Source organism: Flavobacterium sp. UGB4466 (genome assembly GCF_903469665.1).
Taxonomy (GTDB): Bacteria; Bacteroidota; Bacteroidia; order Flavobacteriales; family Flavobacteriaceae; genus Flavobacterium; species Flavobacterium lipolyticum.
On sequence record NZ_CAGKLC010000062.1, the window covers coordinates 1 to 20700 of the forward strand.

At 35.5% G+C, this 20700-nt stretch carries 17 protein-coding genes; 8 read left to right on the forward strand and 9 right to left on the reverse strand.

The window, feature by feature from the left end; all coding sequences use genetic code 11:
* Nucleotides 1-95: 95 nt before the first annotated feature.
* The 3 genes from JO950_RS14645 to JO950_RS14655 form a co-directional block, all read right to left on the reverse strand.
* Nucleotides 96-407, reverse strand: coding sequence for a hypothetical protein (locus JO950_RS14645; protein WP_202703329.1), 312 nt, complete (start codon nt 405-407; stop codon nt 96-98).
* A 125-nt stretch (nt 408-532) separates the two neighbouring features.
* Entirely contained in the window at nt 533-1072 is a 540-nt protein-coding gene (locus tag JO950_RS14650; RefSeq protein ID WP_202703330.1) for a 3-hydroxyanthranilate 3,4-dioxygenase, read from the reverse strand.
* A 230-nt stretch (nt 1073-1302) separates the two neighbouring features.
* Nucleotides 1303-2403: an endonuclease/exonuclease/phosphatase family protein gene (locus JO950_RS14655; protein ID WP_202703331.1), complete on the reverse strand. Its 1101-nt coding sequence runs from the start codon at nt 2401-2403 to the stop codon at nt 1303-1305.
* Nucleotides 2404-2632: 229 nt separating this feature from the next.
* Between JO950_RS14655 and JO950_RS14660 the strand changes: the two genes are divergently transcribed.
* The 3 genes from JO950_RS14660 to JO950_RS14670 all read left to right on the forward strand — a co-directional run bounded on the left by JO950_RS14660 (nt 2633) and on the right by JO950_RS14670 (nt 4835).
* A complete protein-coding gene (locus JO950_RS14660; RefSeq protein ID WP_202703332.1) occupies nt 2633-3532 on the forward strand; it encodes an LD-carboxypeptidase in 900 nt (299 codons plus the stop codon).
* A gap of 167 nt (nt 3533-3699) precedes the next feature.
* Entirely contained in the window at nt 3700-4059 is a 360-nt protein-coding gene (locus JO950_RS14665; protein ID WP_202703333.1) for a YraN family protein, read from the forward strand.
* A 119-nt stretch (nt 4060-4178) separates the two neighbouring features.
* On the forward strand, nt 4179-4835 hold the full coding sequence (locus JO950_RS14670; protein WP_008466087.1) for a hypothetical protein: 657 nt from the start codon (nt 4179-4181) through the stop codon (nt 4833-4835).
* A gap of 735 nt (nt 4836-5570) precedes the next feature.
* Here the strand turns inward: JO950_RS14670 and mfd are convergent.
* Nucleotides 5571-8936 (reverse strand): transcription-repair coupling factor, encoded by a 3366-nt coding sequence (gene mfd, locus JO950_RS14675; protein WP_202703334.1) that lies wholly within the window; start codon nt 8934-8936, stop codon nt 5571-5573.
* Nucleotides 8929-9555, reverse strand: coding sequence for a hypothetical protein (locus JO950_RS14680; protein WP_202703335.1), 627 nt, complete (start codon nt 9553-9555; stop codon nt 8929-8931). Before JO950_RS14680 ends, mfd begins: the two co-directional genes overlap by 8 nt.
* Nucleotides 9556-9864: 309 nt before the next feature.
* Between JO950_RS14680 and JO950_RS14685 the strand changes: the two genes are divergently transcribed.
* A complete protein-coding gene (locus JO950_RS14685; RefSeq protein WP_202703336.1) occupies nt 9865-10803 on the forward strand; it encodes an L-threonine 3-dehydrogenase in 939 nt (312 codons plus the stop codon).
* 192 nt (nt 10804-10995) lie between these two features.
* On the opposite strand, the gene JO950_RS14690 is transcribed toward JO950_RS14685, so the two are convergent.
* From JO950_RS14690 to JO950_RS14700, 3 genes are all read right to left on the reverse strand, one after another.
* Nucleotides 10996-11343, reverse strand: a complete 348-nt coding sequence (locus tag JO950_RS14690) for a helix-turn-helix domain-containing protein (RefSeq protein ID WP_202703337.1) — start codon at nt 11341-11343, stop codon at nt 10996-10998.
* Between the two features lie 234 nt (nt 11344-11577).
* A complete protein-coding gene (locus JO950_RS14695) occupies nt 11578-13458 on the reverse strand; it encodes a M1 family metallopeptidase (protein WP_202703338.1) in 1881 nt (626 codons plus the stop codon).
* Nucleotides 13459-13519: 61 nt separating this feature from the next.
* A complete protein-coding gene (locus JO950_RS14700; protein WP_202703339.1) occupies nt 13520-15154 on the reverse strand; it encodes a S8 family peptidase in 1635 nt (544 codons plus the stop codon).
* Between the two features lie 293 nt (nt 15155-15447).
* Between JO950_RS14700 and JO950_RS14705 the strand changes: the two genes are divergently transcribed.
* Nucleotides 15448-17079, forward strand: coding sequence for a leucine-rich repeat domain-containing protein (locus JO950_RS14705; protein WP_202703340.1), 1632 nt, complete (start codon nt 15448-15450; stop codon nt 17077-17079).
* Between the two features lie 88 nt (nt 17080-17167).
* Here the strand turns inward: JO950_RS14705 and JO950_RS14710 are convergent, their stop codons facing one another.
* A complete protein-coding gene (locus tag JO950_RS14710) occupies nt 17168-18025 on the reverse strand; it encodes an MBL fold metallo-hydrolase (protein ID WP_202703341.1) in 858 nt (285 codons plus the stop codon).
* Between the two features lie 296 nt (nt 18026-18321).
* Between JO950_RS14710 and JO950_RS14715 the strand changes: the two genes are divergently transcribed.
* The 3 genes from JO950_RS14715 to JO950_RS14725 all read left to right on the forward strand — a co-directional run bounded on the left by JO950_RS14715 (nt 18322) and on the right by JO950_RS14725 (nt 20690).
* A complete protein-coding gene (locus JO950_RS14715) occupies nt 18322-18651 on the forward strand; it encodes an iron-sulfur cluster assembly accessory protein (protein WP_202703342.1) in 330 nt (109 codons plus the stop codon).
* Between the two features lie 94 nt (nt 18652-18745).
* The gene (gene sufB / locus JO950_RS14720) at nt 18746-20194 is read left to right on the forward strand and encodes a Fe-S cluster assembly protein SufB (protein WP_202703343.1); all 1449 of its coding nucleotides are present in this window, start codon (nt 18746-18748) and stop codon (nt 20192-20194) included.
* A 7-nt stretch (nt 20195-20201) separates the two neighbouring features.
* Nucleotides 20202-20690 (forward strand): flavodoxin family protein, encoded by a 489-nt coding sequence (locus JO950_RS14725; protein WP_070906136.1) that lies wholly within the window; start codon nt 20202-20204, stop codon nt 20688-20690.
* Nucleotides 20691-20700 lie beyond the last annotated feature (10 nt).

A 20700-nucleotide genomic window follows, 5' to 3' on the forward strand; every position in this document is an offset into this window, starting at 1 on the left:
CATATATCACTCTATTATGTAATTAACGAGGACTTCATTCATTTAATTCGGTTTTATGATAACCGTCAAAGACCAGCGACAATTTTAGACCTTTTTTAAATTATTCCTTTTCTCTTTAATTCAAGTAGCATGTCTTCATGTGTCATAAAATTACCCTCTTCAAACTCTCGTTTGGCTTGTTCAATATCAGCCTTGAGCTCTAATCTGAAATTTTCTTCAGGAGAAAGTATTTTTGCTATAGACAATACTTCATCCGGAGTGAAAGTCTGAGATTTTAGTTTTCGATAGAAAGTCGGACTTGGAATACCAACTTTCTCGATAATATAATTTTTTTTATATGGAGATTTATCAATTAAATTTTCAATACTATTCACAATATTCATGTAGGTAATTATTTCCTGTATCATTTTTGATATATTTTTACATCGTTTATAATACAAATATAAACCATATACGAATGCAACTTATTTATTTGCCATAAAAATAAAACCCGACAGGTTTTAAAAACCTGTCGGGTTTAATAAGTATACTTTTATTTCTTCGCCACAAATCTGGGATCAGATTCCATTACAGTTCCGCAGTTATTGCAGGTTCTCAACTCTAACGAATTATAAAAATGTTCGAAATGTGGCAGAAAGTCTTTTTCAATATTATGCAATTCAAAAAGCACTTCATATAATTTATGATTGCAATGATCACAATGCCAAAGCAGTCCGTCTGTATATCCCTTTCCTGCACGTTTACGTTCGATTACCAATCCAATTGAACCTTCGGAACGAACAGGTGAATGGGGAACTTTAGCCGGATGAAGATACATATCACCGGCATGTAAATCCATTTCCTTTCGTTCTCCATCTTCCTGAATAATCACTTTTATACTGCCTTCCAACTGATAAAAAAGCTCTTCGGTTTCGTTATAATGATAATCTTTTCGGGCATTCGGACCTGCAACAATCATCACGATATAATCACCGGAATCAACATAAAGATTTTTATTCCCAACGGGGGGTTTTAGTAAATGACGGTTCTCATCGATCCACTTTGTTAGATTGAAAGGTTTAGCTATTGCCATTTTTAAAGGTAGTAAGTTTCTAAGTAGCTAAGTTAAGGAAAAGTTTTCAGTTGGAGTGCCAGTTTTCAGTCGCAGTCTCGGTCTCGGTCTCGGTCTCGGTCTCAGTTTACAGTCTCAGTTTACAGTCTCAGTTCTCAGTCTCAGTTCTCAGTCTCAGTTCTCAGTCTCAGTTCTCAGTCCCAGTCTCAGTTTACAGTGATCAACTGAGACTGAAAACTGAAAACTGCGACTTACTTAACCTCTTTAATCAAATAGATATAAACCGGAAAATGGTCACTAAATCCAACTTCTGTCAAACTATGTCGCAGCGGATACCCTTTATACGGTCCGGAACTCTGAACCAGAAAAGATTTATTGAAAATTCCTGCTTTCCAAAAGTTAAAAGTCGAAAAATCAGATGGTATAAGTGACTTTGTAATGATGATCTGATCAAAAATATCCCAGGAATCTCTAAATGCAATTGTGCCCAAACCTTTATCGAGCATTGCTGCAAAGGGATTAAAAAGCCCGAATTCCTCCACTTCTGATTTTTTTTTTTTTGCACCCAAAACATTTTTTATACTTTTATTAAAGGGACCATCATTCAAATCACCCATTGTAATCACTTTAGCATTGGGATTTATTTGCTGTAGCGAATCGATAATTCTTCTGTTTAAACTTCCTGCAGCTTCCCGAAAAACACTGCTTGCTTTCTCCCCTCCTGATCTGGATGGCCAGTGATTGACAATAATATGAATTTCCTCTCCTTCTAAAAATCCTGAAATTAAAAGCTGATCTCTGGTAAAAACACGATTCTTATCATCGGTTTTAATATCGATATCATCATCCTGCTGTTCGACTTCCCCTTTTTTATCAGAATTTTTTTTTAGATAAATACGCAGCGGAATATTGGAATATGACGTGGGTCTAAAGTATTTTCTCTGATATAAAAGCGCAACATCTATTCCTCGCTTATCCGGCGAATCAAAATGAATGATTCCATAGTCAAAAAGGAGTAAATTCGGTTGTTTCACCAGATCTTCGAGAACCGTGCGATTTTCAATTTCGGCACCGCCAATTAGTACGGGAGCATTGGAGTTATCCGGCCTTCCAATTTCAGATAATACTCGGGACAGGTTTTTTAATTTCTTTTCGTATTTTTCCATCGTCCAATGCTGAGTCCCATTGGGTGTCCATTCATTATCGTTGGTAGTGACATCATCATTAGTATCAAAGAGATTCTCAAAGTTGTAGAATGCAATAGTATGGATCGCATATTTTTTTGGCTGTGCCTGAAAAATTGTAAAAGATAAAAAAGCGAGACTACAGAATTGAAAAGAAATTACTCTCATATAACTTAACTCTTTAAAAGATTCAATTTAAACAATTAAATTATATTGTAAGAATTTTCTAATGTTTTTATTTTTTAAAATATCTATATTTGTTTTATCTTTACGAATGAACCAGCAGAAAAACATGAAAGCGAGCACCCCTCAATACTACAGAAACTACTTTTCTATTTATAAACTTGCATTTCTTATTTTTGCTTTACAATCCATCCACTGTCAATCACAACAAAACATGATAACACCACCTTATTTACAAAAAGGAGATACTGTAGCCATTTTAGCAACAGCAAGAAAAAATATAGACGATAATCTGAAACCTACTATAGATTTATTACACAGCTGGGGCCTTGAAGCCGTAGTTGGAAGTACTATTGGTTTAGATTTTAACCAACTGGCCGGTACCGATGAACAACGTGCTGCCGACTTTCAAAAACAGTTAGACAATCCAAATATCAAAGCAATCTGGTGCGTTCGAGGAGGTTATGGAACGGTGAGAATGATCGATTTACTTGATTTTACCAAATTCAAACAACACCCCAAATGGATTGTTGGTTTTAGTGACGTTACCGTTCTGCACAATCATTTGAATACGATGGGCTATCAGTCCATTCACGGGATCATGCCTGTAACGGTTCCAAGAGCTACTCCCGCTGCGGTCAGTTCAATGAAATCTGCCTTGTTTGGTGAACCTATTTCTTATACTATTGCTCCGGATAAAATGAACCGCTTTGGAAACGCAACCGGAGAATTAGTAGGTGGTAATTTATCTATTTTATACAGTTTGTTAGGTTCTCCTTCGGCAATTGACTGTAAGGATAAAATTTTGTTCCTTGAAGACCTGGACGAGTATCTTTATCATATCGATCGAATGATGATGAATTTGAGACGTAACGGATGTATCGAAAACCTAAAAGGAATTGTTGTTGGAGGCATGACCAAAATGAAGGATAACGAAGTTCCATGGGGGAAAAATGCGGTAGAAATTGTAGATGATGTGACCAAAAAGTACAATATTCCCGTAATTTTTAATTTCCCAGCCGGGCACATTCAGGACAATAGGGCCTTAATTATGGGAAGTACCGTTACTGTAAATGTAAATGAAAGCGGAAGTACGGTTACTTTTCAAAAATAATAGCATCTGGGATTTTTTCTCTAAAGAATTTTAAATACCACCAATCATAATCTCGCACAAACGCGAAGTCACAAAGTTATATTCCTTTCTTTGCAACTTCGTGTCTTTGCGCGCAAATTACTCCTTACAGCGTAAAAAAATCACAACCCGCAATTCATAGTTAAAAGATGGCAGAACACAACGAACTTGGGAAAAAAGGTGAAGATCTTGCTGTGGAATATCTGAAGCAAAACGGATACAAAATTCTCGATCGAAACTGGACTTTTCAAAAGGCCGAAATTGATATTATCGCTGAGAAAGAATCTATTTTGGCCATCATTGAAGTAAAAACAAGATCGACTCTGAATTTTGGTTTACCGCAAGATTTTGTGAAACCTAAAAAAATTCAACTGCTGGTAAAAGCTGTAAATGCCTATATAAACGATAGGGAAATAGATATTGAAGTCCGTTTTGACATCATCGCGATACACAAAAAAAAGGAAACATTTGCAATTGAACATATTACAGACGCTTTCTTCCATTTTTAACATAATTTTATATTGTTATATTTGTAACAAATTGTTTTTTTATTTATATTCGCGAGGTTTTATAACACAAAATTAACTACACCCAACCAATTAAGTTACAAAAAAAAAAGAAAAAAACTATGAAAACCGTTTCTTCAATCGTCGAGAATTACATTAAAACAAAACCCTTTTTATTAAATGCGCTATCGCTTGGAATCATCAACCTCACTTCTCTTTCACGGAACATTATGACCGAATTAGAAAGTGAATTTGGTAAAGAAGTAAAACAAGGCGCTGTTGTAATGTCATTGAAACGACTCACAGAAGAATTGGATTTTAAACTGAATCATAAAATCAATAAAGTAATTAAGAATATAGGCGAAATCACTGTTCGATCTGAATTGACGGATTACACTTTTGCCGCTTCCGAAACTGTTTTGAACAAACAGGCTGATTTAATTTCTGACATTAATGCTTTATCTGATATCTTTTATACCTCATCACGCGGAGTAAACGAAACCAATATTGTGGTAAGCAGCAGTGTAAATCATTTGGTTGAAAAACACTTTATGCGCGAGAAACTTATTCAGAAGTTAGACAACCTGGCCTCCATAACTGTAAAATTACCAAAAGAAAACATCGTGGTTCCAGGAATCTATTACTTCATTTTCCAACGTTTAGCATGGGAAGGAATTATTATCAATGAAGTCATTTCGACTTCAAATGAATTCACCATTTTAGTTGGTGAAGATCAGGTTGATGTTGCTTTTAAAGTAATTAAGGATCTGAAAAACTAGATTTAAATTAGCACTAAAAGAATCTTTAGAAATGCTTTCATTTCAGCTTACAATCCTTTTATCTTTTAATAGAAGATAAAAGGATTTTTTTATGATTAGGAAAACAACATTATTCCCAAATCTATTGCTCTGAAAGAGCCTTAGCAACAGCATAGTGCAAAGCACTATGAATAATAAAAAGGGTGAGTAATGCCCTGAAAGGGCAAAAGCCTGATCGCAATGAAAAGAAATCATACTCTTTTGTGTGTTTTTTTTAAACTGAACTGTTCCTTATTAAAATCCATACTTGCTTTTGCCCTTTCAGGGCGATATTTACACTTAATTTATACTATAGTGCGTTCCACTATGCTATTGCTTTTGGGCTTTCAGCTCTTTTTTAATCCTCTCGAATGCTTATGTCAAGGGGGAAACATAATAAATAAATTTACTCAATGCATGAACTGTTGTCCTAATCTGTGAATATTTACACGTCTTCTGGCAATCTCCTTTAAAACTAATCAATATAATTTTCTAACTTAAAATGCGTTAGGGATGGGAGCGATATCCTTTTGCGGCAGCTGAAATTTTTTCAATTTCCCAAAATCTCTTGTCGCAAAAGATTTAGCGGACAGCCCGACCCGAAGGGTAACGCCCTAACTTTTATAATAATTTTACCCGTCCTTATATAGGTACTAAAAATAAAACCCGACAGTTTTGAAATCTGTCGGGTTTAGAATATTATACCTTTTAAAATTATTATTCACCCAATAATTCCATCAACTCCAATGCTCGTTTCGTAGATTTTACATTATCAAAAGTCAATAAAAGGCGTAAACCGTTAGGAGTTTGTTTTTCTTTCATCTGACAAAGATTACTATGAGTCTGTACAAATTTGATCACTTTATGGAAACGCTTCGATTGGTAATAATCCGATTGTTGGTCTGAAACAAAATAACCGATCATTTTGCCTTTCTTCATCACTAATTTCTCAATACCTACACTTGTTGCAATCCATTTGATGCGAATACTATTCATCAAGGCATTGGCACGTGGCGGCATCGGACCAAAACGGTCAATTAATTTATTTTGAAAGATTACCAGTTCTACCTCATTTTTTACACCGCCCAACTCGTTGTATAAACTCAAACGTTCGGTGACATTGTTGATGTATTCATCAGAAAATAACAACTCAAAATCAGTATCGATTTGCAGATCTTTTACATACTCCTTGGTTTCAATATCGTTCTCTTCCGGATATAAGTCCTTGAATTCATTCTCCTTCAATTCTTCGATGGCCTCATTCATGATTTTTTGGTAGGTATCAAATCCAATTTCATTAATGAAACCGCTTTGTTCTCCACCTAATAAATCTCCTGCTCCACGAATTTCAAGATCTTTCATCGCAATGTTAAAACCACTACCTAGTTCGCTAAACTGCTCTAAAGCCTGAATACGTTTTCTGGCATCCTCAGTCATAGAGGAATAAGGCGGACAGATGAAATAACAAAATGCTTTTTTATTGCTTCGGCCTACTCTTCCTCGCATTTGGTGCAGATCAGACAGTCCAAAATTATTGGCATTGTTGATGAAAATGGTATTGGCATTTGGTACGTCCAAACCACTTTCGATAATTGTTGTGGCTACCAGAACATCGAAATCGCCGTTCATGAAACCCAGCATCAATTCTTCGAGTTTCGCACCCTCCATTTGACCGTGGCCGATTCCAACTCTGGCATTTGGTACCAAACGCTGAATCATACCGGCAACTTCTTTTATGTTTTCGATTCGGTTATTGATGAAGAAAACCTGTCCGTTACGCTGAATTTCATACGAAATGGCATCGCGAATTATTTCTTCATTAAACCCAACAACATTGGTTTCTATAGGATATCGGTTTGGCGGAGGGGTCGTAATAACAGACAAATCTCTCGCTGCCATTAACGAAAACTGAAGCGTTCTCGGGATTGGCGTTGCCGTTAAGGTTAGGGTATCGACATTCGCAGCAATGGTCTTAAGTTTATCTTTTACGTTTACTCCAAACTTTTGTTCCTCGTCGACAATCAACAAACCAAGGTCTTTAAAAACTACATTTTTATTGACTAATTGGTGTGTTCCAATCACAATATCCAGTTTCCCTTCTGCCAAATCTTTTAAAGTTTGTGCTTTCTGTTTAGCAGTTCTAAAGCGGTTCATATAACCAATGGTAACCGGCATGTCTTTCAAACGTTCTGAAAACGTACGATAATGCTGGTACGCCAAAATGGTGGTCGGAACCAAAACGGCTACCTGTTTACTATTGTCTACTGCCTTAAAGGCCGCACGAATCGCTACCTCTGTTTTTCCAAAACCTACATCACCACAAACTAAACGATCCATCGGACGATCGCTTTCCATATCCGCTTTGACTTCCTGAGTCGATTTAGTTTGATCCGGTGTGTCTTCGTATATAAACGAACTTTCTAATTCGTTCTGCAAATAACTGTCCGGTGCAAACTGAAACCCTTTTTCCAGACGTCGTTTCGCATACAACTGAATTAAATTGAAGGCAATATGTTTGACCCGCGCTTTGGTTTTTTGTTTTAAAACTTTCCAGGCGTTTGATCCCAGTTTATAGATTTTGGGAGGGGTTCCGTCTTTTCCGTTGTATTTGGAGATTTTATGAAGCGAGTGAATACTCACATACACTATATCATTATCGGCATAAACCAGTTTTATCGCTTCCTGCGTTTTACCTTCAACCTGAATTTTTTGCAGGCCGCCAAATTTTCCAATTCCGTGATCGATATGCGTTACATAATCACCAACCGAAAGCGCTGTTAATTCCTTAAGGGTAATATTCTGCTTTTTGGAGTAACCGTTTTTTATATTAAATTTGTGATAACGCTCAAAAATCTGGTGATCGGTATAGGCCGTAATCTGACTTTCTTCGTCAATAAATCCCTGGTACAAAGGCAGGACAACAGTATGATATTGTTTTCTAATGTTCTCGGAATTAGCTTCGTCTAAGGTTTCGAAAATATCATGAAAACGCTTGGCCTGAGTTTCATTCGAACAGAACAGATAATTTTTATATCCGTTAAAATGATTGTCGCTCAGGTTATTCAGCAGCAAATCAAATTGTTTGTTGAAAGAGGGCTGCGGGTGAATATGAAAATCGAATGTTTTTGTGATTTTAAAAACAGGTTTTGAAGCCAATTCGACTATCGAAAAATCTAAAGCGCGTTTGATAAATGAGCTTTGATTTAAGAATAGTTTTTCAGGTTCAGCCCGTTTTATTTCTTTTGAAAGTTTCTCGAAAGCTTCTTCGGCCCTGACGAATTGTTTGTCTAACTGAGTGAAAAGTCCTTCTGTATTTTGAATAAATAAGACGGTTCTCTCAGCAATATAGTCTAAGAAACTCTCTCTGTTTTCCTGAAAAAGTTTGTTCTCGACATTCGGGATTATCGTGATTTTTTTATGGGTTTCCACCGATAACTGTGTTTCGACATCAAAACTTCTGATGCTGTCTACTTCGTTACCAAAAAACTCAATTCGGTACGGATGATCGTTAGAAAACGAGAACACATCGACAATTCCGCCTCGAACAGAAAACTCTCCTGGCTCGGTAATAAAATCGACTCTTTTAAACTCATATTCAAACAAAACTTCGTTGATAAAATCTATCGAAATTTTATCGTTCAAAGCGACTTTCAACGTGTTTTTATCAAGTTCCCTGCGTGTCACTACTTTCTCAAAAAGCGCTTCGGGATAAGTAACAATCACTGCAGGTTTTTTACGGGAATTGATTCGGTTTAAAACCTCAGCACGAAGCAAAACATTGGCATTGTCTGTTTCATCAATTTGATACGGACGGCGAAATGACGCGGGATAAAACAGTACATCCTGTTCTCCGATCATTTGTTCGAGATCGTTCAAATAATAAGCCGCTTCTTCTTTGTTGTCTAAAATAACTAAAAAAGGCAATTCTGATTTTTTGAAAACAGCACGCAAAACAAATGAAACTGCTGACCCTAACAATCCGTTAAGATGCATTTTTATTTGTTTCTGTTCCAGTAATTGTGTGGCAATCTGCTGATTTTTTGGCAGATCATCATACAGGGTATATAAGGCGTTTTTACTCAACTTTTGGTGTGTTTGGATCTATATTTTTCCCCGGAATCGGAGCTGTAGTTTCGTTTGGGATAGCACGAGCGGTATCTAACATTCTTAAGAAATCTTCCTCACCTTCTTCTTTCGGAATTTTACTTTTTACATTAACAACATCCATCTGTCTTTCTAATGAAACCAACTCTTTGTTGATCTCACCAATTAAAAATGTCACTTTCTCCGAAGGAATCTGGTTCAGATGAATGAATAAATCCATCATTCTGACTTTGGTAATCAAAATAGAAATCCGGCTTCTGATCTGAGGAATATTAAATTCAGGAGGAATATTAGTATTTAAAGCCATTGCTTTTTTTGAAATCGCTGCTGACTTTTTTTGAAATGCTCCAATTGTTTTTCTGGGTTTATCTCTGAGTTCGTTCAAAAAGTCACGCCATTCAATCCATGAATTCACTTTTTGCTCCGAGATTTCGTTGATTGGCTCATCGATAAAAGACCAGCTTTTATTGATTTTATTAAAAATGACTTCGTTTTTCTTGGCTTCCTTTTCATTTTCAGCGCGGCGTTTTTCATCTTCATTCTGACATGAATTCAATACAAAAACAAAAAGCAAAAAAAGAGATATCTTATATTTCATTTGGTAAAACATTAAGCTACAAAGTTACAAAGTAATTTTACAATTACGAATTCTGATTTTTGGTACAAATTACATTATTTAGCTGCTATTGGACCGAAACAGGTTTAGAAATTCTTGGTTGTAAGACTTATGGAAAAATCCTGAATTCCTGATCGAAAATACTTATAATTTACAACTTGCGTTCCACATTCAACAGCGAATAATCTAAAAAAGAATCTTTATCATTGTTAAATTTACAATTTGTTCTCCTTAAAAGCGAAAACATTTGCGAAAACGTTATATTTGTCTCTCAAAAAAACTATTCAAAAAATGAATCCAAAAATATTAATCATCGGTGCCTGCGGTCAAATTGGGACGGAACTGACTCAAAAACTGCGCAAACTATACGGAACAGACAATGTAATTGCTTCTGACATTAGAAAATTAAATACTGACGTTGTAAATTCTGGTCCGTTTGAAGTAGTCAATGCTTTAGATTTCAACCAAATTGAGCATCTTGTTGAAGTGCATCAAATTACTGATATATATCTGATGGCGGCACTTTTATCGGCTACAGCCGAGAAAAACCCTGCATTTGCCTGGGATCTGAATATGAATTCATTATTTCATGTTTTAAATTTAGCCAAAGCCAAAAAGATAAAAAAGATATTCTGGCCTTCGAGTATTGCGGTTTTTGGACCTACTACACCTAAGGAAAACACTCCTCAATATACGGTAATGGAGCCTTCTACAGTTTACGGAATTAGTAAACAAGCGGGAGAAAGATGGTGCGAATACTACCATAATATTTACGGAGTTGATGTTCGAAGCATCCGTTATCCGGGCTTAATCAGCTGGTCGACGCCTCCTGGTGGCGGAACTACAGATTATGCTGTAGATATTTTTTACAAGGCTATTGCCGATAAAAAATACGAATGCTTTTTATCCTCTGAAACAAAAATGCCAATGATGTATATGGATGATGCAATTGATGCTACCATTAATATCATGAAAGCACCTGCAGAGAAAATCAAGATACATTCGTCATACAATTTAGCTGCAATGAGTTTCACTCCTACTGAAATTGCTGCAGAAATTAAGAAATATATTCCTGAATTCGAAATAACTTACAACCCTGATTTCCGTCAGAAAATTGCGGACAGTTGGCCGGCTAGTATTGACGATTCAGAAGCCAGAGAAGACTGGGACTGGAAACATACTTTTGATCTTGAAACGATGACAAAAGACATGTTAGAGCATTTAGGATAACATCTGCTTACAAAATAAAAAAACGCACAAATGTGCGTTTTTTTATGCTTCTCATTTGCTCACCAATATTCCCCATTAAACAGATGAAAGGAGATTTTTCTATTCTTCTTCATTTGGTTCCTTTTTGAGAAAATAATCTATTAATAAAAAAGTCCCGTTTACCATTTATTTCTAAAATTAAACGGGACTTTTTCATACTCCTTCTTTCTCCGGAATGGCTGTTTGCTTTTCGATCAATAAAACGGTCTTTTCTATTCTTTTCAGGAGTTTAAATATGGTGATGAAAGACACCGGATCTGCGCCGAGATTCTCCGAAATTAAAACCTTATCCGCTTTCCTTTTATCTTTAACGTCTACCAACGCATCTATACTAACATTATAAAAAACGGCTATTTTCTTTAAGTTTTTATAGGTTGGATAAAAGATATCGCTTTCCCATTTTCCATAAATTGTTTGTGAAACTTTCAGAATAATCGAAATCTCCTTTTGCGACATCCTTTTTTCTCCTCTTAATTTTTGCAGCTTAGTACCAAAAGTCATTTTGTTTTTTTTGAAGCGAATATACTACAAATACACCTTTCCTTTCTCATTTAATTGTTAAAAATTATAAGAAAATTCTTGGTTTTGTTTTTTATAGATATTATGTCTTAAACACTATTGACACCTCCTCTTCATCACGCTCCAAACCAATGTAAAAACTATAATTGTAAAAAAGCAAAAAAGCCAAAGTGAGCAGAAACTAACTTTGGCTTTTTTTATATTTTAAAGTGACTATTATTTCACCTCATAAACATTATTCGCTGCTTTTACATCGGCCATTAATCCGCTTGGATCAATCGTGATTTTCTTAATGGCAGTTTTGTTCTTGTCTATTGTAAAACTGTAGTTCGATTGTGCCCAGGCCCAGTCGTCTAAAACGGTTCTTTTTACATTCGGGTTTGGATTTGGCTTGATAAAGTTCATCATTCTTAATGGAATGTAAAAACTCTCAGTAGTTCCGTCTGTATATTCCACTGTTAAATCAATCGGCATCGGCATTCTTCCAATTCTTTCTAAAGTGATATTGGTTTTTCCTGCATTATCCGCTACTTCTTTGATACCATAATCAATTGTATTGGTCGTTCCTGTCCAATCGATTAAATACCAATCTAATTCCGCTCCTGAAACTCTCTCCGCTGATCTTTTAATATCATTTGGAGTAGGGTGTTTGAATTTGAAATCATTGTAGTATCTTTTCAAAGTAGCATCTACATTATCTTTTCCAATTACATATTCTAATTGCGACAAGAAAAGACTTCCTTTTACATAAGAAGAAATACTATAAGGTCTGTTTTCATCGTAACGGTCTCCATGAGTGGTTTGTGGCTGCTCTTTTCCGGAATTAACCAGGCTGTAATAAGCAGCATAATTTCCTTTAAACGGATTCACTTCTTTTTTATCGCCTTTCAATTCATTCAAAGCACTGTCTTCGATGTAAGTGGTAAAACCTTCATCCATCCAAGGGTGTTTTGATTCGTTTGAAGCCAGAATATGCTGAAACCAGGAATGCCCTAATTCATGAGTTGCTGTTCCTAAAATTCCTTCAAGAGTTCCGTTTCCAAGCATTAGGGTACACATTGCATACTCCATTCCGCCATCTCCACCCTGAATAAAAGAATATTGTTTGTACGGATATGCTCCCACTCTGTGGTTGTAATAATCCATTACTTTCACCATTAAAGGTTCTAATTGTTTCCAATTTGCAGTTGTTTTTGGATTGTTTTTGTAGAAGAAGTGCAAATCAACATCGTTTGGTCCTTTTACAATATCATGTGTGTATTCTTTATCTGCTGCCCAGGTAAAATCATGAACGTTTGGTGCAATAAAATGCCAGGTCAACGTTTTTGTTTTCTTTGGATAAGTAACGGTTACACCTGCATCTTCATAACCGTGACCTATTTGATTCTTATCTTGTAAATATCCTGAACCTCCGATAGTATAATCTTTATCGATTGTAATTTTCACATCAAAGTTCCCCCACACGCCATGAAATTCTCTGGCGATGTATGGATCTGCATGCCAGCCTTCGAAATCAAATTCGGCTAATTTTGGGTACCATTGCGACATTGACAATTCTACTCCTTCAGCATTATTACGTCCAGTACGACGAACCTGAACCGGAACTTGTCCGTCAAAATCTAAAGTAAAGGTTGTTTTAGAATTTGGTAAAATTGGTTTCGCCAATGTCACTTCTAAAATAGTTCCCGAAACTCTCGTTTGTGCCGAAACTCCATCTTGTTTAAAATCTGAAACTTTTAAATACCCAATTTCATTTGGTTTTAAAGTTTCGATTCGGCTTTGTTTGGTTTCTTTACCGTCTGCGCCTTTTACTTTATTTACCATTCTTCCATCAGGATCTTTTATAGAATGCAAACGAGCATCCATTTCACTTCCCGGCTGAAATGCATTTAAAAATAAATGGTAATACACTTTCTTTAAAGTATCAGGAGAGTTGTTTGTGTACACTAACTCTTGTTTTCCTTTGTACTGATAGTTTTTTACATCCATGGAGACTTCCATTTTGTAATCGACATGTTGTTGCCAATAAGGAGCGCTTTGTGCAAATGCTGAGTTTAAACTCAAACTCAAAAAAGATAGTAGTAAAATTTTTCGCATGGTTATTTCAATCAAAATGGAAGAGCGCGAACTCTTCCATTACATTAGTATTCTGTTTTGTTTATTTTTTAGACATTTTTTCGGCCATCAATAAAGCATTGTAAGCGTTGACCATTTTAGCAGTTCTTGAAGATTCTGTCGAAGAAACTGCTACCGGTTTTACTTCAGGATTTGGATTTTCACCCAAAACTACCATTGACGGAAGTGCTACTCCTGAATCCATTAGGATTTGTTTAACCTGAGCTGCTTTTAATTTCGGATAGTACGAACGTATCAGTGCTGCAACTCCTGCTGCATTTGGAGAGGCCATTGAAGTTCCCTGCAGGTATTTGTATTTGTTGTTAGGTATTGTGGCATAAATTTCTTCACCCGGAGCAAAAACATCTACGTTTATTTTTCCGAAGTTCGAAAATCCAGCTACAACCATTTCTCCATACTCTTTCTTCAGTGCTCCGATTGTGATTACATTATCAGCAAACTCTTTAACGTTATCTTCTGAGTCATTTGGATAATTGATGTTTTTGGTTTCATCAATATTGTATCCGTCATTTCCGGCTGCATGCACTATTAGAACATCTTTTTTTGCTGCATATTTTATTGCATCGTATACCCATTTTTTATGAGGAGAGAAACTTTTTCCGAAACTTCCGTTGATCACTTTTGCACCATTGTCAACTGCATAGCGAATCCCTAAAGCAATATCTTTATCGTACTCATCGCCATCCGGAACGGCTCTTACGGTCAGAATTTCTACATTATTAGCAACTCCGTCTCCCCCTAAATTATTCCCGCGAACCTGCGCAATAATTCCGGCTACGTGTGTTCCGTGAAGCGCTTCCTCTTTATCCGGACCAAAAACAATATTATTTCCATAACGTGTGTTTTTAATATCCTCCGGATTATCACCTACTATTTTTCTTCCGTCGAATTCTTTATTTAAGTTGTAATTCAACTGACCGTAAACCTGCTTGCTATACTCTTTTAACTCAGAATCAGGGTCAAAAGTTGACCCTGCATTCGTTAAAATTTGAGTCATGATTTCTTTGCTCTGAGCTACTTTTGGATCTGTAGAAGTTATAGCATCTAAATCCTCAATTTTATAGGTTGTTTTATTAAGTTCTTTTTGTATCGTTTTATGAACTTCTAACAAAAAGTCAGATTGCTGTTTGTCGCGTAAAGCGTCTTCGTATTTCTTGGTGTATTGCGCCAAAGCCTCTTTATATTCGGGAGATCCGTCATCACCTTTTTTAACGACACGCGTTAATTCAAGATTTTCGTGAACAGCATTTCCTAAGAAATTCCATCCGTGAACATCATCAATAAATCCGTTTTTATCATCGTCGATTCCGTTACCCGGAATTTCTTTTGGATTCGTCCAGATCATCCCTTTCAGATCTTCATGTTCGATATCGACACCTGAATCTACAATTCCCACGATCACCTTCTTTCCGGTTTTCCCTTGCAGTAATTCAGCATAAGCTCTATCGACACTCATTCCCGGGATCGAATCTTTGATTAAATCAAGATGGCTCCATCTTTTTAATTCATTTTCTGAAACAGGAGCTTTCTTAACAACGGCTAAAGGAGCTTTGATAAAATCTTTTCTTGCCGATTCCTGTGCCTGTAAAGTAGTGCTGCAACCTGCCAAAACAAGTAATGCAAAAGCAGATAATTTGAGATGTTTCATAGGACTCATGTATCTAATAAGTATTCTAAAGTTAAATTATGGGTCTAAATTATGATTTTTTGTTACATAAAGCTAACGATTAACACTGTGTTATGATTTTTGCCTTAACATTTAAGAAACCTTAAGGCACTTGTAATCTTCATCTGAATCAAAAATCTTACACGATTTATTCTCTCAGAAAAACAGCACGTTAGGCTTACTCTTTTTTAATCTTTTAAAAGAACCATGGCCATTACGCCTTCCCGTAAGGAAATACAAATTAATTTTTATAGACTTGTGCGACCTAATGATAAATCCTCTCTATGAAGACAAAACTACTCTTATTGCTATTACTAGCAAACCTTTCCATTAATGCCCAGACTAATTTAGTCCCAAATGGTGACCTTGAAAATTGGTCTTCCTCATCACAACCCGATAACTGGTATCGCTATTTTAGTGGATTTATTTCTCAAAGTACAATCGCTCAAAAAGGTTCCTCGAGTACCAATATGAAGATTTCCAGCGGTACATTTAACTATATTAATAGCGAATTTTTTCCGGTAACAGCAAGTAAAACATACCGAATAACGATGTACCACAAATTAGTTTCCGGTACATTTTCGAAACTTGATTTCAGTGTATATCATAAACCCGGTGCTTTTAAAGCTGAGATTATCAAAAAAACTGATGCCGTGTTTTCAAGCTCAGAATGGAGAAAAATCGAATTTGAGTATACCCCAACCGTAAGCGAAAACATAGAAATCGATATTTGGACCACAGGAACACAGAATTCTGAAATTTTAGTCGATAATGTTTCTGTTGTTGATATTGCTGATGTTCCTTCGCCATACACCCTAATACCTGATGTGAATTTTGAAAACAAGTTAATCGCATTAGGAATTGACTCCGGAACTGCGGATGGAAAGGTATTAACTTCAAAAGTTTCTACTATCACTGAAATAGATCTTTACAATAGCAATATTACTGACTTAACCGGAATTCAGGATTTTATCAATTTAAAGACCTTAGATTGCGGTGGCAATAAATTGTTAGCTTTAGATGTCACTAACAATACACAATTGACTACATTAAGATGTAATGGAGGCAGCGGAAGCTCAACCACTAGGGGAGATGGTCAACTAACTAATTTAAATGTCTCTAAAAATACCTTGCTAACTTTTCTAGATTGCGGTAACAATCAAATTACAAATTTGAATATTTCTCAAAACACGTTATTAAAAACATTAATTTGTAATATTAATAGATTATCATCCTTAGATACCTCTAACAATATGCTACTAACGTTGGTGGATTGCGGCGCAAATGACATCAATACGCTAGATTTTTCTAACAGTGAATCTTTACAAATACTCCGATGTTCAGTTAATAAATTGACAACAATGAACATCAGTAATAATCGCAAATTAATTGAGTTAGATTGTATTTCTAATCTATTAACAAGTTTAGACATTTCTAAAAACCCAGATTTAACACGTGTTCGCTGTGGATCCAATAAAAAGTTATCAAGCTTGAATTTAAAAAACGGAACAAATAAACTCCTGAAATTAACCCTTGCAAATATTATGTTTTGGGACAATCCAAATCTAAAATGTATCGAGGTTGATGATGTTGCTTATTCAGAAGCAAATTGGAGCGATGTGAAAGATGCTACTGCAACTTATTCTAATTCTTGTAAAACATTAGGTATTGATACCAACAATTTTGCAAAAGCAACAATCTATCCAAACCCAACTAAAGGCGAAGTAAACATTCAAAATGCAAGTTTAGAAAAAGCAACTGTTTACAATTCATTAGGCCAATTGGTAAAAACATTTGTTCTTAACTCTGATGATACCAATAATGTAATAAACTTATACGGTTTACCAAAAGGAGTTTATTACATATACTTAATAAATAAAGATGCAGCTTCAGCTAAAAAAATTATTGTAGAGTAATTATAATTTGTTGAATTAAATTTGTTAATAAAAAGTCCCACTTTCGACATCATGAAAATGGGACTTTTTTGCATTTATAGCTTTAATTTTAAAGAATGTCTTCACAGGTAAATACTTCTTTCAACCGAACACCTTTTTCAGTATGTTCTACCGTTATGATTTGATTGTGGGCATCATGTTCCAAAAACAAATAATAGTTGTTGTCTGCCGCTGCATTTAAAAACTTTGATTTCTCCGGCATTGTCAATAACGGCCTAGTATCGTAACCCATCACGTAGGGTAACGGAATATGCCCTGCTGTAGCCAGCAAATCGGCACAAAAAACAATCGTTTTATCCTGATACTTAATATGTGGAATCATTTGCTTTTCGGTATGGCCGTCCACATAATAAATTCCAAAATTCATTTCTTCAGAAAAGCCGAAATCACTTTCGGGACGCTTTATAAAATTCAGCTGTCCGCTTTCCTGCATAGGCAGAATATTCTCTGAAAGAAAAGAAGCTTTTTCACGGGCATTAGGTTTCGTTGCCCATTCCCAATGATTTTCATTCGTCCAAAACTTTGCATTTTTAAAAGCAGGCTCGTAAAAAGTCCGGTCTGAATTCCATTGAACACTTCCTCCACAATGGTCAAAATGCAAATGCGTCATAAAAACGTCGGTAATATCGTCTCTCTGAAAACCATATTTTGCTAACGATTTGTCTATCGAATGCGATCCCCACAGCGAATAATAGCCAAAAAACTTCTCCGATTGCTTGTCTCCCATTCCGGTATCAATCAAAATCAGACGATTTCCGTCTTCAATAAGCAGGCAGCGTGCTGCGATATCAATTAAGTTATTAGCATCGGCAGGATTGGTTTTGTTCCAGATGGTTTTCGGAACTACACCAAACATGGCGCCTCCATCTAACTTAAAATTTCCGGATTCTATAGGGTAAAGTTTCATGAGAATAGATTTTTAACAGGAAAACAAAACTAGGAAATACTATTTCATTTTTACAACAAACCATCATAAAGTCTTCAAAAAACAATAATAAAGTCTCATTCTTTTATCAATATAACATATATCTATTTTAACATTTGTTATAATAATGTGAACCGTTATGGAAAAAGGTTTTTAAGTCGTATCTTTGCCGATAATTTCATTTCAACATTGAAAGACAGCACTTTAAAATCGTAATCTTCGGATTACTATTTTTAAGAGCAAAATTGGAGTGAAAACAAAAACAAACACGATAAACAATGATAAAAGTTTCTGATACAGCCAAAAATAAAATCATCGATTTGATGAAAGAAGATGGTTTTGATGCTGCTAGCGACTACGTAAGAGTAGGCGTAAAAAGCGGTGGATGCTCTGGTTTGTCTTATGATTTAAAGTTTGACAAAACCAAAGGCGACGACGATAAAATATTCGTAGACAACGACATAACAATTGCAGTTGAAAAGAAATCATTTCTATATCTGGCCGGAACAATTCTTGAATTTTCAGGTGGATTAAACGGAAAAGGTTTTGTATTCAATAATCCGAATGCAAGTAGAACTTGTGGTTGTGGAGAATCTTTTTCACTATAAAATAATTAAACGATTGCAAAATTTAAAGATTTAAAAATTACAGAAGTGATGTTATTTAAATCCTTCAATTTTTGAATCTTTCAATAAAGAAACAATGAGCAAATACACAGAAGACGATTTAAAAATCGAACTCGAAACTAAAGAATACGAATACGGGTTTTATACTGATATTGAATCGGAGACCTTTCCTATTGGCTTAAACGAAGACATCGTAAGAGCAATTTCTCTTAAAAAAGAAGAACCAGAATGGATGACTGACTGGCGCATTGAAGCTTTTCGTGCCTGGAAAGAAATGATCGAACCGGAATGGGCAAATGTACATTATGCAAAACCAGATTTCCAAGCCATTTCATACTATTCTGCTCCAAAACAGGTAGATCCAAACAAAACTTTGGATGATGTAGATCCTGAATTATTAGAAATGTACAAAAAGTTAGGGATCTCTGTCGATGAACAAAAAATGATGAACAATGTCGCTATGGATATTGTAGTCGATTCTGTTTCTGTAGCTACGACCTTCAAAAAAACTCTTGCTGAAAAAGGAATTATTTTTTGCCCAATTTCAGAAGCTATAAAAGAACATCCTGAATTAGTTAAAAAACACTTAGGAACTGTTGTACCTCAAAAAGACAACTTCTATGCAGCATTAAACTCAGCCGTTTTCTCTGACGGAAGTTTTTGCTATATCCCAAAAGGTGTTCGTTGCCCAATGGAACTTTCCACTTATTTCAGAATCAATCAGGCAGGAACTGGTCAGTTCGAGAGAACACTAGTTATTGCTGATGAAGGAAGTTACGTTTCATACCTTGAAGGCTGTACCGCTCCAAGCCGTGATGAAAACCAATTGCACGCTGCTGTGGTTGAATTAATCGCTTTAGATGACGCTGAAATTAAATATTCTACCGTTCAAAACTGGTTCCCTGGAAACAAAGAAGGAAAAGGTGGTGTTTATAACTTCGTTACCAAAAGAGGTTTATGCGAAACAAACGCTAAAATTTCATGGACACAAGTAGAAACAGGTTCTGCTGTAACCTGGAAATATCCTTCTTGTGTATTAAAAGGAGACAACTCGGTTGGAGAATTTTATTCAATTGCCGTTACCAATAATTACCAACAAGCTGATACCGGAACTAAAATGATCCATTTAGGAAAAAATACTAAATCGACTATTATTTCTAAAGGTATCTCTGCCGGTAAATCCCAAAACAGTTACCGCGGATTAGTTCAGATTAGTCCAAGAGCTGAAAATGCCAGAAACTTTTCCCAATGTGATTCTCTTCTAATGGGAAACAATTGTGGTGCGCATACTTTCCCATATATCGAAAGTAAAAATCCATCAGCCAAAATAGAGCACGAAGCAACAACAAGTAAAATTGGAGAAGATCAGGTTTTTTATTGCAACCAGAGAGGTATCCCTACTGAAAAAGCAATCGCCCTAATTGTAAACGGTTTCAGTAAAGATGTATTGAACAAATTACCAATGGAATTTGCTGTTGAAGCTCAAAAATTATTAGAAATTTCTTTAGAAGGATCTGTTGGTTAATTGCGAGATGGAAGATAAAAAAGTAATCATTTTAGGTTCCTCTAGAAAAAACGGAAATACAACCAGAATCGCGGATGAAATTTCTAAAGAAACCGGAATAGAAGTAATTAATCTGAGTGATTATAATATTTCTTATTATGATTACGAAAGTAAAAACAGAGAAGATGATTTTTTTCCTTTAATAAAAGGTATCATCGAGAAGTATGACACTTTAATTTTTGCAACGCCTATATATTGGTACAATATGAGTGGAATCATGAAGGTATTCTTTGACCGCTTTTCGGATTTAATCCGAATTGAAAAAGAAACCGGAAGAAAACTCAGAGGGAAGAAAATTGGTGTGATCTCCAATTCACACGATAATGAAATTGAAGAGAGTTTTTACATTCCGTTCAAAAAATCAGCCGATTATCTAGGCATGGAATATTTAGGACACGCGCATTTTAATGCCAACATCCTAAACGAAACAACAAAAATAGAATTGACATTTATATAAAATAAAAAGA

What these genes read in the sequence shown, in the direction of transcription:
- JO950_RS14645 (WP_202703329.1), bottom strand. Translation starts at nt 407, where the DNA reads ATGATACAGGAAATAATTACCTACATGAATATTGTGAATAGTATTGAA.
- JO950_RS14650 (WP_202703330.1), bottom strand. Translation starts at nt 1,072, where the DNA reads ATGGCAATAGCTAAACCTTTCAATCTAACAAAGTGGATCGATGAGAAC.
- JO950_RS14655 (WP_202703331.1), bottom strand. Translation starts at nt 2,403, where the DNA reads ATGAGAGTAATTTCTTTTCAATTCTGTAGTCTCGCTTTTTTATCTTTT.
- JO950_RS14660 (WP_202703332.1), top strand. Translation starts at nt 2,633, where the DNA reads ATGATAACACCACCTTATTTACAAAAAGGAGATACTGTAGCCATTTTA.
- JO950_RS14665 (WP_202703333.1), top strand. Translation starts at nt 3,700, where the DNA reads ATGGCAGAACACAACGAACTTGGGAAAAAAGGTGAAGATCTTGCTGTG.
- JO950_RS14670 (WP_008466087.1), top strand. Translation starts at nt 4,179, where the DNA reads ATGAAAACCGTTTCTTCAATCGTCGAGAATTACATTAAAACAAAACCC.
- JO950_RS14680 (WP_202703335.1), bottom strand. Translation starts at nt 9,555, where the DNA reads ATGAAATATAAGATATCTCTTTTTTTGCTTTTTGTTTTTGTATTGAAT.
- JO950_RS14685 (WP_202703336.1), top strand. Translation starts at nt 9,865, where the DNA reads ATGAATCCAAAAATATTAATCATCGGTGCCTGCGGTCAAATTGGGACG.
- JO950_RS14690 (WP_202703337.1), bottom strand. Translation starts at nt 11,343, where the DNA reads ATGACTTTTGGTACTAAGCTGCAAAAATTAAGAGGAGAAAAAAGGATG.
- JO950_RS14695 (WP_202703338.1), bottom strand. Translation starts at nt 13,458, where the DNA reads ATGCGAAAAATTTTACTACTATCTTTTTTGAGTTTGAGTTTAAACTCA.
- JO950_RS14700 (WP_202703339.1), bottom strand. Translation starts at nt 15,154, where the DNA reads ATGAGTCCTATGAAACATCTCAAATTATCTGCTTTTGCATTACTTGTT.
- JO950_RS14705 (WP_202703340.1), top strand. Translation starts at nt 15,448, where the DNA reads ATGAAGACAAAACTACTCTTATTGCTATTACTAGCAAACCTTTCCATT.
- JO950_RS14710 (WP_202703341.1), bottom strand. Translation starts at nt 18,025, where the DNA reads ATGAAACTTTACCCTATAGAATCCGGAAATTTTAAGTTAGATGGAGGC.
- JO950_RS14715 (WP_202703342.1), top strand. Translation starts at nt 18,322, where the DNA reads ATGATAAAAGTTTCTGATACAGCCAAAAATAAAATCATCGATTTGATG.
- sufB (WP_202703343.1), top strand. Translation starts at nt 18,746, where the DNA reads ATGAGCAAATACACAGAAGACGATTTAAAAATCGAACTCGAAACTAAA.
- JO950_RS14725 (WP_070906136.1), top strand. Translation starts at nt 20,202, where the DNA reads ATGGAAGATAAAAAAGTAATCATTTTAGGTTCCTCTAGAAAAAACGGA.